The following is a 13,166-nucleotide window of genomic DNA, read 5'->3' on the forward strand; positions in this document are numbered from 1 at the left end:
TTGATGAATATTTTAGTTCTGCATAGTTCTTCTGATTTATATGGAGCCAGCCAGGTACTTTTAAATGTTATAAAAAGCCTGATTGAAAAAGGAGACAATCCAATTGTTATCCTATCCGAGAATGGTCCCCTAACAGAAAAATTAACAGATTTGGGCGCAGAGGTCAAGATTATTCGGTTGGGAATTTTAAGAAGAAAATATTTATCCCCTCGGGGTCTCCTTAATAGAATAAATGTAATTCGCCAGGCGCAAAGAGAACTTAAACAGCTAATTAGTGAAAGAAAAATAGAAATTGTTTATTCACACACAACCGCGGTTCTTGTTGGGGCTTTAGTAGCAAAACAAGCAGGCATTAAACACATTTGGCATGTATTAGAAATTACAACGCGCCCCTGGTTTTTTGTAAAAGTAACTGGTTTCCTGTTAAATAATCTGAGCGCTACAATAATTGCAGCTTCAAATGCTGTTAAAGAACATTGGAACCAGTTTACTTCACGAGATAAAATAATTCGGATTTATAACGGCATTAATCTGAGACCCTTTGAAGAAAAATCAGGAGCTATAAAGGCAGAGCTCCATCTCCACGAAAGCTGTATCCTTATTGGAATGATTGGAAGAGTACATTATTGGAAAGGACAAGATTACTTCTTAAGAATAGCAGGAGAACTTTCAAGAACTAACCCGGATATTTATTTTGTAATGGTTGGAGATGCTTTCCCAGGATATGAGTATCTGTATTCGAAATTAGAAAAGATAGTAGAAGAAGAAAAAATAGCTGACAGGGTGTTTAATTTAGGATACAGGACTGACATTGTTAATATTTTAAATTCTTTAGATATTTTTGTATTGCCGTCGGTTTTACCTGATCCTTTTCCCACCGTAGTTTTAGAGGCCATGGCAGCTGCTAAGCCTGTTGTAGCAACTAAACAAGGAGGAGCAGTGGAAATGATAGAAGATGGTGTTTCGGGAGTTCTGATTCCATTAAATGATGCTGCACTATCGGCAAAAAAAATGATTGAAATTATTAAAGACAGTGAGAAAAGGTTGAGAATGGGCGAGAATGCTTATAAAAGAGTTATTACTGAATTTTCAATTACGGCGTTTAATAACGCCATTGTTGAGGTGTTCAGATGAAAATATCCATCATAGGCTCCCGTGGCTACCCCTATGTATATAGCGGTTATGAAACTTTTGTAAAAGAACTTTCCGAAAGGTTGGTACAGAAAGGGGTCGAGGTACATGTTTATTGCCATAAAAATCTCTTCAGTTCTTATCCGAAAGAGGTAAACGGGGTACACCTGCATTATATCCCGACTATCGAAAAGAAATCTTTGAGCCAGCTTATTCACTCATTCCTTTCCATGTTCCATGCCACTTTCAGTTCAGCAGATGCTATTCTCGTAGTTAATGCTGCCAATGGTCCTTTTGGCTGGATACCAAAGCTTAGAGGAAAAAAAACATTGATAAATGTTGACGGACTGGAATGGCTTCGCCCAAAATGGAAAGGATTGGGAGCTAAATATTTTTACTTTGCCGCGAAAACAGCTACCAGGCTTTACGACTTGATTATTACCGATGCTGAAGCTATGCGTAACGTTTACCTCGAGGAATTTAACCGGGATTCGCTGGTAATAGCTTATGGCGCACCAAAAAATGTTCAGACTACAGCTGATTACCTGCAGCGGTTTAATTTAAATCCTCGTGAGTACTACCTTATTGTAGGAAGGTTAATCCCGGATAATAATGCAGACCTGATTATAAAGGGCTTTCTGCAGGCGAAAACCAATAAAAAACTGGTTGTAGTTGGCGATGTTCCATACAAGGATGCCTATGCTGATGAGTTAAAAAGACTTAAATCTGAAAAACTAATTTTTACCGGCTATGTAACCGACAGTAACGAATTAATGGCTTTATATCAGCATAGTTTTGCTTACCTTCACGGCCATAAATTTGGCGGAACAAATCCAACCATGCTTAAAGCAATGGCAAATAATTGCGCTATTCTTGCCTTAGACACCTGCTTTAACCGAGAAATGTTAAATGACGGCGAGTTTGGAATGTTCTTTCAGGAAAATGAAAACTCAGTTGCCAGAACACTCGAAGATTTAGAGGAAAATGAAAATAAATTAGCCGACTTAAGGTCGAACGTTGTTTATGGATTAACCGAAAAATATAATTGGGAAAATATAACGGATGCATATCTTACAGCCATAAAAAAACTGACCGATCCTAAATTTGAAGAGAATTCTCTATGACGAGATCTTATTATATTTACAATACTATACGATACCTGATAGATGCTCCAATCCTTTTTATCTCATTCTGGATTGCCAAATATTTTTTTCCCAATACTGAAATATACTCTGATGAATCGTATGGCTTCGTTTTTATTCTTTTTTCAATAATTGCCTGGTACAGCGCTGCACAGGTTTCGCGATTATATACTGACCGGAGAACGAAAAAGTATTCGGAAGAGATCATTTACATTACCTTTACAATTTTATTGTTCGCCATCCTGCTTACATCATTCCTGTTTTTTCTTCGTAACAATTTTCAGTTCAGCAATTACTTTTTCGTAATATACTTTGCAACGCTGTTCTTCCTGATAACTTTTACAAAATACATTTTAAGAAAATACCTCCATAGTGTAATATACCGGGGGAAGTTGTATGAACAGATCCTGCTGATCGGGTCAACACCTGCTGCTAAAGATTTTTATGACACCGTAAACCGTTATTACTATTACGGCTACAAATGCATTGGATTTCTGGATGATGAAGAAACTAAACTAAACGGCTGTCCTTATTTAGGAAGAATCGATAACCTGAAAAATATCTTAGCAGAAAAAGCAGTTGATGAAATAATTATTGCTTTGCCAAACTCAAAACACGAGCAGATCCAAAACTGCATTGAAGTTTGCGATTTTCATGCTAAAAGGGTCCGTATAATTCCCGATCTGTATCTATATGCCTCCAGCAATATCCAGGTAAATAATATTGGCCTTCTGCCGATAATCAATCTCCGCTCATTACCGCAGGATTTATGGGCGAACAAAGTATTAAAAAGAATCTTCGACATCGGATTTTCAATACTCTTTTTCCTGATAATTGGCTGGTGGTTGTTACCTCTTATCGCTTTGGCGATAAAGCTTACTTCAAAAGGTCCGGTTTTTTTCAAACAAGAAAGATGGGGCCTTAATAACCAGAAAATAATCTGCTACAAGTTCAGATCAATGGTGGATGGAAGTGCCGAAACGGATGCGCAGGGAAACTATTTGCAGGCCTCGCCTAATGATTCACGCGTAACACCACTAGGCCGGTATTTACGAAAAACCAACATGGATGAACTGCCCCAGTTCTGGAACGTTCTCTTAGGTAATATGTCTGTCGTTGGCCCCCGTCCACATCCTACCCCATTAAATCTGGCTTCTATCCAATTGGTTGACAGATATATGCTGCGGCATTTAGTGAAACCGGGCATAACCGGCTGGGCACAGGTAAATGGTTATCGTGGTGAAACAAAAACTCCTGAAGCGATGCAACGCAGAGTAAACTTTGATCTTTACTACATCCACAGCTGGACTTTCTGGCTGGATTGCCAGATTATATTACAAACTATCATCAATATTTTCCGCGGTGACCAAAACGCGTATTAAATAACATCACTTCATATAAAAGGGTTTATTAATCGGATAAGTCCTTATTTATCATTCTATAACTCGAAGATTATAATTTATATTTGCAGCTATTTATTCTATAAGCCAGCAATAATACATGGGTTTTAAATCTATATTCTCAATATTACTTCTTGGATTTTTATTGTTTACCATTAACCTTTGGGGGCAATCCCTTTCAACAGTAAATATTCAGCAGGTAAAAGTCAGTCAACTATCGGATCAGCAGATCCTGCAAATATGGAAGCAATTTCAGACTACAGGCATGTCTGAATCCGCTGCTATGCAGTTGCTTGCACAAAAAGGCTTACCTCAAACCGAAATAGAAGCATTTAGAAAACGTCTGGCCCTGATACAATCTGGCGCAAAATCCAGTGCAGGTAATCAAAACAATGTTAAGACCAAAAAAGACAGCATAAGTTTTGCCCGTGATACTTCCAAAATTTCGGCTCAACAACCCGTAAAAAAGAAATCCCCGATATACGGATACGACATCTTCAGCAACCCAAACCTGAAATTTGAGCCCAATATTCGCATTGCCACTCCTAAAAATTATGTCTTAGGACCCGATGATGAAGTAATAATCGTTCTGACGGGACTTAATGAAACTACAGTAACAAGTAAAATCAGCCCGGAAGGGAAACTACAAATTCCCTATGTGGGCCTGGTATATCTAAACGGCTTTACAATTGAACAGGCCACATCGGTTATCAAATCGCGAATGCAGAAAGTATACCCAGCATTGGCATCCGGAAAAACACAGTTAGCCGTGAACTTAGGCAGTGTTCGCAGTATCCGGGTAACAATAATCGGAGAAGTTGTTCAGCCGGGAACATACACCATATCATCGCTTTCGAGTTTATTTAATGCACTTTACCTTTCCGGCGGCCCTTCTGATAAAGGTTCTTTAAGAAATATACAGGTTATAAGAAATAATAAAGTTCTGCAAACCGTAGATTTTTATAATTTTCTGCAGAAAGGTTTCCTTGCGGGTAATGTCCGGCTGGAAGACCAGGATGTAATACGAATACCGGTGTACAAGAAAAGGATAATTATTGACGGGGAGGTTAAACGGCCGGGAATGTATGAACTGAAAGATACAGAAACGCTTGAAAATCTAATAGAATATGCAGGTGGGTTTAGCGATGTAGCATACAAAGCAATGGCCAAAGTAGTTCAGATGGGAGAAACCGAACGACGGGTAAAAGATGTTCCGAATAACCTGTTTGATCAGTTTGTTCCAAAAAATGCCGATTCTGTTTATTTTGAACCTATATTAAACAGGTTCGCCAACCGGGTTGTGATTGAAGGAGCTGTTTATCGTCCTGGAACATTTGAATTAACTCCAGGACTTACCCTGAAACAGCTTATTCAAAAAGCAGACGGTTTACGTGAAGATGCTTTTCTTACCAACGGAATTATTAAACGGGTAAAAGGCAGCTCTGAAAAAGAGATGATCTCGTTCAATGTAAAGAACATTCTATCCGGTTCCGATGCAGATATTTCGCTGCTGCGTGAAGATTCGGTAAGGATCTTTGCTAATGAGGCATTAAAAGAAACTTTGAGCGTTTCTATTGACGGCTTCGTTCAAAATCCCGGCATCTTCACTTACCGGAAAGGAATGAAAGTAAGCGATATAATAGCGATGGCGGGAGGCTTTACAAACGATGCTGCAACGCACAGGGTTGAAATATCCCGTTTGGTAAAAAACGATGCAGATACCGTTGCTAATCAGCTTTTACAGGTTTTTACCGTCGATGTTGATTCAAGTTTAACAAACAATACTATTCTTCTGGAGCCCTTAGATTATGTACATATTCCGCGTTTGGTAAATTATCATGCCATTGGAAATGTAACAATTGCCGGGCAGGTATTATTTCCTGGAGATTATGCTTTACAAAGAAGAGACGAGACGGCAACAGAACTACTGCAAAGAGCCGGCGGATTAACACCTGAAGGATCATTGGACAATATTCAGATTTTCAGAAACGGGATAAGAGTAAACATGGATTTAACGGGCAGAAAAACCCGTTACAATACAAAAGCATCTATCTTAATGCCGGGAGACAGTTTAGTAGTTCCGCGGGATGTACCTTTAGTAGAAGTTACAGGAGCGGTAAATAATCCGCAGTTCATTTCATTCAATGGCCGTAATTTTAAATATTATATCAATTCTGCCGGAGGAACCACGGAAAATGCAAGGTTAAGCGGCGCTTACGTTCAGTATCCCAACGGGATCAATAAACCCGTAAAACGCTTTTTATTCTTTAAGAACTATCCGAGTGTTGAGCGTGGAAGTAAGATAATTGTTCCTGAAAAGTCTCCTGAATTCAAATTTAAACTCGGGCTTGGAGAGATTACCGGTATAACATCGGCATTAACTGCTTTAATAGGTTTGATAGCCATTTTAAATAAATAGCGTTTATGCAAGATCAAAAACCAACGGCGCAGTACCCTGTCGAGGAAAACTTCTCGTTTAAAGAATTGATAACAAACAGAAAAGACGATTTTCTTTATCTCTGGAGTAAAAGGCCGAAACTATTTATAGCGCTAATAATCGGAGCAGTTCTGGGAGCACTTTTAGCCTGGAAATGGCCTGTTACCTATACCGCCCGTTTAACCTTTGTAGTTGAAGAATCTAAGCCAGGAGGAGGTTCCATCATGTCGGCGCTTGCAGGCCAGTTTGGTTTTGACCTGGGAAGTTTATCGGGAACAGGCGGTGTTTTAGCAGGAGATAATGTGCAGGAGTTACTTCACAGCCATAAACTTATTAAAAACACCCTTCTTACAAACTACTCCGACAGTACCGGAAAAACCCTTGCCGACCGTTATGCTGAAGTGTATAACCTTAAGAAAAAATGGGCCAAGTACAGCAATAATATACGTTTCCCTGCAAACGATTCCGCTTATACGAGACTGCAGGACAGCTTACTTTCGGTGATTATTAAAAGGATAAATGAGAAAGAACTCGGGATTAGTAAACCCGATAAAAAACTGAGTTTTTTTGAATTAACATCCACCATGCGGGATGAAAAAGTGGCTGCTTTATTTTGCAGGAGACTCTTGGACAAAGCAGCAGATTTTTATACAAGTACAAAAACAAAGCGACTACGAATAAATGTAGAAAAATTACAAGGGAGGGCAGACAGTATCTCCAAAATACTTAATAAAAAAACCTATTCGGCTTCAGCCGCTAATCAAATACTTTTAGATATTAATCCCGCATACCCTACTGCTAATGTAAACCAGGAACTTCAGGAACGAGATAAGTTGGTACTGTCTACTATATATTCTGAGGTAATCAAAAATCTTGAGGTAAGTAAAACAATGCTGGCACAGGAAACACCAACTTTTCAGGTTGTAGATGAACCAGAATATCCATTAAAGAAAAATGAATTGAAGTATTGGGCTGCAATTGGACTTGGAATTGTAGTAGCAGTCTTTTTATATTCTCTGTATTTATTATCAATAAAAAAACAATAGTCTAATTATCCTTTCTAAAACCGATAAGTTACTCCCAAAGATGCATGAAAATTAGTTACATCTTTACCATTAACAAAGTAAGTATTCGGATCGGATTGTTTTAAATCCCATTGATAATTCAGAGAGTTTGTATAGATAAGCTTAGCGCTTAATAATAGATTTTTATAGTTCCATTCTCCCAACACGCCCACATTCAAATCTATCCAGTGCCTTCTAAAGTCTTTTGAATCTTCAAAAGCATAATAGTAAAAATCATTGTTATGAACTAGCCGCTCCATCCTAATCCCAATTTTTTTCATTCCTTTCCACCAGCAAACATCTAATGACTGAAGGTTTGAACCAGGACCTATACCTGCGCCTAGAACCTGTCCCTGATTTGTATAACCATGTCGCACATATTTATCCACATACCATGCCCCTGCATCCTTTATAATTTCTTTAGAAGATTGTTGAAGTTGAGTAACCTCCAATGCTACCTGTATTTTTGTACCGTTTCCTTTATTTAAATCAAAAAGCTTATTTACACCAACTATATATGCTCTGCCAAAACCTGGATTTTTAACATAATCCATAAATTTTTGAGATTGATCATTTCTTCCATATTCAAAATATACCTCTGCCTGTTCTTCCTTAAAAAACCAGCGCATAAACAAAGAAGCATATTTATCGGCAATAGCAATTTTTGTATCCGCATTATCATGTCTGAAGGAGTTAAAAATTGGAAATAAGTCAATTACTCCATCAATATCACTTCCATATAGCTGCTTGGTACGTGCGAGGCCAACAAACAAACCCGGTACCCATTTTGGCTGGTATGTGACAACCAGTCCTGAAATATATCGAGATTCTATGGGTTTAGGATGATATAATGTGGTACCCAAGTATAATCGGTCTGATTCAGGTGGAGTAAACCCGGACTCATCAAGCTTACCAAAAACATATTGAGCTTCAAAGCTTCCAATTACTGTTTTATACGGATTATTTGTATTTAAACTAAGATGTTTAAACCCAGGTGCATTGTTACTTAGTAATAAAGAGTTTTTTTGACCAGGTCCCCACCATAAATTTTCATTTGATAGCCCTGCGGAAAAATTTCTAAAATTGTATTGGATGTAACTTTGGCCTAAATCTAAATTAGCATATGTTTTATTTCCAAAGCGCTCTGGTAAATCAATAAAGTTATAATAGTTATAATATCGTTGCCATATTACAGGATAATGTCTTGAAGGGAAGCTATTAAAGCTGGCATTTTGTGCCATGACGATCTCCGGCATAAACTGAATGCTCAGTTTTCCAGTCTGAAGATAAAATCCACCGGTAAGTAAAGTCTGGTATCCCTTAGCCGGAATAATTAATCCATCATTTCTTCCGTATGGATAAGATGAATTATATTGCTGATACCAGGTTAAAGGCAGTATTTTTATTACTTCGCCAGTTTTTGATTTGTCAGCAGGAGAAATATCCAGAAATTTGAAACCATTTCTAAAAGTATCAGGGAAAAAGACATTTTCAGGATCAGAAAAAATCTTGCTACTTAGTGGTCTTATAGTAAAGGAAACAGTAGAATCTATGTTACCCTCCAGTTGCTCTTTACGATAATAATCCTCTAAAGTAGTAATACCGACTGGTAAAGATTGAGAATAAGCATTACTCCCTAAAAAATAACAAAAAAGTATTATTATATAAGTATAGAAGCGCTTGTCATTCATAAATCAGATTTTTTCATTTATTATCAGAGTGCTGTTATAATTATATTATCTAAAGACCAGCTCTCATCACATAATGGATCTTCAGTATTAGTTTGTACAAGTTTATCCATACAAGTAAGGACAAGATTACCTTTTTTATGCTTTATTACTTTCTTAATCTTATATAAAGATGTTTTGGTGCCTGGGTTAGTAGTACAAAAAGGAGGCAGATTAGTATCTGCAGCACCTGTACCCGGATTTGTTAAATAGGGATAATTATAAGGATAAGATTGTTGTATACAGTAACTCCCATTACAAACAGAATTAGAGAAGGTAGTACTTATATATTTCTTCCCATCTACAGTCATTTCCCAAATATCCGGCCCCCCAAAAGCAATCTCATTTCCTATTGAATTTCCATCCCAACTATCATGAATATAAAGGTCAAAAGAAACTTCTATCAGATCATGTTCTGGAATGTTGTCTAATTGTAGCGTAAAAAAGCCAGTATTGAACCTGCCTAAAACTTTTGAATTCAGATATGTTGTAATTTTCGCATTAGTTAGGTTTACACTATCACCTGATTCGAAATTATTCTGGTATATTACCGTTCTCTTAGCTGTCGTTTTTTTACAGCTTTGAATAGACAAAGCCAGTAACACAAATACGATAGTTGAGAAGTACTTTAACTTGTATCTAAAATTTATTATCGACATCAATATAAATTCCTTTTATTAAAACCGGTATGTAATACCAAGAAGGGCGTGTAAATTGGATGGGTTTCTGTTCAGACTTTCTTCAAAGGCATTGGTTCTAAATACACGCCATTGGTAATCCAAAGATTTAATATAGGTTAAATCTGCGTTTAAAATTAAGTTTCTATAATTCCACTCCAACTTTCCGGAAATTGCAAAGTCTGCCCAATTACCCTCTAAAGCGCTACCAGAATAATTTGCATTGTAATAATCATTGTTATGGGTATAACGTTCAAATTGCAACCCTATTTTTTTTAAATTCTTTACCCAGCTTACTTCAAATGATTGTAAATTACTGCCTGGCCCAATTCCTGCTCCTAAAACTTCTCCTTTGTGGGTATAACCATGCAAAACCTGCCCATGCAAATACCACGCTCCAGCATTCCTTACAATATAATTAATTGTTTGCTGAAGCTGGGTTAGCTCCAGTGCTACAAGTATTTGCTCCTGTTTATGATTTAATGGAATAAGTTTTCTCATGCCAAAAATATACGCCCGGGAATGCTCCGGTGTCATTGTAAAATCTCTCAGGTTATAAGAGTGATCATTTCTGCCATACTCAAGATACAACTCCGCTTTTGCCTTCTGCCATAACCACCGCACAAATACAGAAGTTAACTGATCTCGTATTTTTTCTCCTTCATTAGTTTTAACTTTTTCAAATGGTTGAAAGAAAGGAAAATAGTCGTCCAATCGTCCGTCCATATCTTCGTGATACATTTGAAAAGTCCGTGTTAAGCCTAAAAATAAGCCTGGTATCCATTTGGGATGATAACTAAAAGCAAATCCGGACAGATATCTCCAGTCTTCTTTTTTCCGAGTATATCCAGATCCTTCTAAACGTCCCCCTACTATTTGTCCTTCTATAAATCCGAGCGGTGTTTTTACAGGACGTATTGTATTTAAAGTGAAATGTTTAAATCCCTGAGCGTTATTGCTCATAAGCAGTGAATTTCGTAACCCGGGTCCCCACCATAAATTCTCGTTAGATATTCCAACCGATACAGGATCAAAGGTTAAACGAATACTGCTTTGTCCCAGAGAACCTTCAGAATACGGTTTATTTCCAAAACGTTCGGGAAGATCAATATTAGTATTATACGGATAGCTTCCTGTAGCAGAAAAGCCTTTAAAAGCCAAATTTTGCGCATAAACAAATTCAGGCCTTAACTGAATGCTTAATGGCCCTGCTTTTACAAATACTCCGCCGCTGATCATAGTTTGGTAGCCTTTTGAAGGTACCATCATTCCATCGTTCCAACCATACGGATGACTTGAATTATATTCTTGCTGCCATATCAGGGGTAATATTTGGAAACGAAAGGTATTTTTAGAAGATTGCAAGAGACCTGAAAACTCTATCCATCTTTCTCGTTGTAACGTACTATCCGGATCAAAAGTATTATTTGATTTTAAAGAAGATACTGGAAAAATGGGGCGAATAGTAAAGGACAGTGTAGAATCAATATCTCCATTAAGTTGTGCTCTGCGATAAACGTCCTCAAGCACTGGCATTCCTGCTGGTAATGGCTGAGCATTTACAGGATTAAGCAATGATAAAAAAGCAGATATAATTATCAAAAAGTATAATAATCGCATAACTCTGCTAAAAGTACTTAATTATCTATTGATTGCATATCCAGCTCCTCATAAATAGAATTGTTGCTCTTAAATTCCGGAACGATTTCCTTCATCTTTACAACTACATTACGGTCTTTATATTCGCAGCTTAAACGGATAAGCCCTTCTATGTTTTTTCTTATCTCCTCAAAAGAATATTCCCGTGTTTTGGCAATCATTATTTTTTCATGATGGGTAGGAACGGTATTCTCCAGATCATTTAACAGTTCCTCATACAGTTTTTCACCGGGCCTTAAACCGCTAAATTCAATTGCAATATCCTGGTTAGGAATTAAACCCGACAGGCGTATCATCTTTTTAGCCAGCTCAACTATCTTAACCGATTTACCCATATCAAAAATAAATATCTCCCCGCCGTTACCCATTGATCCCGCTTCCAGCACCAATCTGCAAGCTTCGGGTATAGTCATAAAATAACGTGTTATTTCAGGATGAGTAACCGTAATTGGCCCTCCCTTTTGAATTTGCTCTTTAAACCTCGGAATCACTGAGCCGTTAGACCCTAACACGTTTCCGAAACGGGTGGTAATAAATTTTGTACCTACTGACGAATGGCCATTTAAATGAGGATTTGTTTCTTCAGAAGTCGGTTCGGACTTTTGTCTGGAATTAAATAGGCTTTGAACATAAATTTCCGCGATCCTTTTCGAGGCCCCCATTACATTTGTCGGATTTACAGCTTTGTCTGTAGAGATCATGACAAATTTCCGAACCTGGTACTTTACCGCCAGGTCCGCAAGTATACGGGTTCCCATAACGTTGGTGCGCACTGCTTCAGAGGGGTTATGTTCCATCATGGGAACGTGCTTATATGCAGCGGCGTGATAAACATAATGCGGTTTATAAATCCGGAAAAGAGCCTCCATTCTGCACTGATCTCTTACATCGCCGATGAAGGAATGAAAAACATCATCCAGTTTTTTATCCTGCAGTTCTAATTGTAATTCGTGTAAAGGGGTTTCGGACTGATCATTCAAAATAATTAATTGTGGCGAAAACTTGGCGACCTGCCGTACAATCTCACTTCCTATTGACCCTGCAGCACCGGTAACCAATACTCTTTTACCTTTTAGCTGATCGCTAATAATTTCGTTATGAATTTCGATAGTGTCACGCTCCAGAAGGTCCTCAATTTTAATGTTCTGTATCTGGCTTGTATTAATATGTCCATTAATCCAGTTAGGAACAGAAGGCAGTGTCAGCACTTTTATATTGTTCTCTAGGCAAAAATCAACGATCTCATTCTTTTTCTGCGGAGATATATTAGCAGCAATAAGGAGATCATTTATTTCGTATTGCGTAAGGTGTGTCTTAAAGTCGCTGGCATGAAAGATACGTACACCGTCTATTCCCTTTTTCGACTTACGGTCATCATCATCCAAAAAAGCGACTACACTCATATTTACTTTCGGATCATGGTCGAGCGTTCGCTTCAGGGCAATTCCTGTTTCCCCTGCTCCGTATATAATTACACGGCGCTTATCAATTTTCAGGTTTTTGATGTATATGAAGAAATATTTAACAAGAACACGGTATGTAATGAGTAACAGAAAGCTGGTTAAACCATTAATTACCAGCACAGCATTTGATATTACAGGATGCTGTTTAAAAGATATTAAAAAAAGATTAGTAATAAAAAACAGAGAATTACTTAACAGGATAGAAAAAAGAATCCTGAAAGAATCTTGGGCACTTGTATAGCGGATAATTCCTGCATATGTTTTGATATTATAAAAAACAGCAAAATTAATAAATGTAAATATCAAAAAATTCCTATTCAACTCAATCAGATCGATCTTATTGATATCAAAATTATAACGAACAAAATAAGCGAAAGCTAAAGAGAGGAGACAGATTATTAAATCAAGGCAGAAAATAATCCAGCGGGGAACAATATTTATTTTAGTGAACATTCTAAAAACAATA

General features: G+C 37.5%; 9 protein-coding genes. 5 read left to right on the plus strand and 4 right to left on the minus strand.

Translation table 11 applies throughout. From position 1 onward, the window contains the following. Positions 1 to 3: 3 nt before the first annotated feature. The 5 genes from ACLCDL_RS06375 (at position 4) to ACLCDL_RS06395 (ending at position 7,156) form a co-directional block, all read left to right on the plus strand. Complete coding sequence (locus ACLCDL_RS06375; RefSeq protein WP_423147443.1) at positions 4 to 1,134, plus strand: glycosyltransferase family 4 protein; 1,131 nt, start codon at positions 4 to 6, stop codon at positions 1,132 to 1,134. After that, positions 1,131 to 2,255, plus strand: a complete 1,125-nt coding sequence (locus ACLCDL_RS06380; protein WP_423147444.1) for a DUF1972 domain-containing protein — start codon at positions 1,131 to 1,133, stop codon at positions 2,253 to 2,255. Before ACLCDL_RS06375 ends, ACLCDL_RS06380 begins: the two co-directional genes overlap by 4 nt. After that, entirely contained in the window at positions 2,252 to 3,655 is a 1,404-nt protein-coding gene (locus ACLCDL_RS06385) for an undecaprenyl-phosphate glucose phosphotransferase (protein WP_423147445.1), read from the plus strand. The genes ACLCDL_RS06380 and ACLCDL_RS06385 overlap by 4 nt, the downstream gene beginning before the upstream one ends. 118 nt (positions 3,656 to 3,773) lie before the next feature. Continuing rightward, the gene (locus ACLCDL_RS06390; protein WP_423147446.1) at positions 3,774 to 6,092 is read left to right on the plus strand and encodes an SLBB domain-containing protein; all 2,319 of its coding nucleotides are present in this window, start codon (positions 3,774 to 3,776) and stop codon (positions 6,090 to 6,092) included. 5 nt (positions 6,093 to 6,097) lie between these two features. Beyond that, on the plus strand, positions 6,098 to 7,156 hold the full coding sequence (locus tag ACLCDL_RS06395; RefSeq protein ID WP_423147447.1) for a hypothetical protein: 1,059 nt from the start codon (positions 6,098 to 6,100) through the stop codon (positions 7,154 to 7,156). Positions 7,157 to 7,170: 14 nt separating this feature from the next. Here the strand turns inward: ACLCDL_RS06395 and ACLCDL_RS06400 are convergent, their stop codons facing one another. From ACLCDL_RS06400 to ACLCDL_RS06415, 4 genes are read right to left on the minus strand one after another with little or no spacing between them, the layout of a single operon-like run. Further along, on the minus strand, positions 7,171 to 8,865 hold the full coding sequence (locus ACLCDL_RS06400) for a capsule assembly Wzi family protein (RefSeq protein ID WP_423147448.1): 1,695 nt from the start codon (positions 8,863 to 8,865) through the stop codon (positions 7,171 to 7,173). Between the two features lie 23 nt (positions 8,866 to 8,888). Then, complete coding sequence (locus tag ACLCDL_RS06405) at positions 8,889 to 9,560, minus strand: hypothetical protein (RefSeq protein ID WP_423147449.1); 672 nt, start codon at positions 9,558 to 9,560, stop codon at positions 8,889 to 8,891. Positions 9,561 to 9,578: 18 nt separating this feature from the next. Continuing rightward, a complete protein-coding gene (locus ACLCDL_RS06410; protein ID WP_423147450.1) occupies positions 9,579 to 11,198 on the minus strand; it encodes a capsule assembly Wzi family protein in 1,620 nt (539 codons plus the stop codon). Positions 11,199 to 11,215: 17 nt separating this feature from the next. Then, positions 11,216 to 13,153, minus strand: a complete 1,938-nt coding sequence (locus ACLCDL_RS06415; protein ID WP_423147451.1) for a polysaccharide biosynthesis protein — start codon at positions 13,151 to 13,153, stop codon at positions 11,216 to 11,218. Positions 13,154 to 13,166: the final 13 nt, after the last annotated feature.

The sequence above is a fragment of the Rubrilithobacter danxiaensis genome, from assembly GCF_047272945.1.
GTDB lineage: Bacteria > Bacteroidota > Bacteroidia > Sphingobacteriales > Sphingobacteriaceae > Rubrolithibacter > Rubrolithibacter danxiaensis.

Coding starts and splice junctions, on each gene's coding strand:
- ACLCDL_RS06375 (WP_423147443.1), top strand. CDS start 4: ATGAATATTTTAGTTCTGCATAGTTCTTCTGATTTATATGGAGCCAGC.
- ACLCDL_RS06380 (WP_423147444.1), top strand. CDS start 1,131: ATGAAAATATCCATCATAGGCTCCCGTGGCTACCCCTATGTATATAGC.
- ACLCDL_RS06385 (WP_423147445.1), top strand. CDS start 2,252: ATGACGAGATCTTATTATATTTACAATACTATACGATACCTGATAGAT.
- ACLCDL_RS06390 (WP_423147446.1), top strand. CDS start 3,774: ATGGGTTTTAAATCTATATTCTCAATATTACTTCTTGGATTTTTATTG.
- ACLCDL_RS06395 (WP_423147447.1), top strand. CDS start 6,098: ATGCAAGATCAAAAACCAACGGCGCAGTACCCTGTCGAGGAAAACTTC.
- ACLCDL_RS06400 (WP_423147448.1), bottom strand. CDS start 8,865: ATGAATGACAAGCGCTTCTATACTTATATAATAATACTTTTTTGTTAT.
- ACLCDL_RS06405 (WP_423147449.1), bottom strand. CDS start 9,560: ATGTCGATAATAAATTTTAGATACAAGTTAAAGTACTTCTCAACTATC.
- ACLCDL_RS06410 (WP_423147450.1), bottom strand. CDS start 11,198: ATGCGATTATTATACTTTTTGATAATTATATCTGCTTTTTTATCATTG.
- ACLCDL_RS06415 (WP_423147451.1), bottom strand. CDS start 13,153: ATGTTCACTAAAATAAATATTGTTCCCCGCTGGATTATTTTCTGCCTT.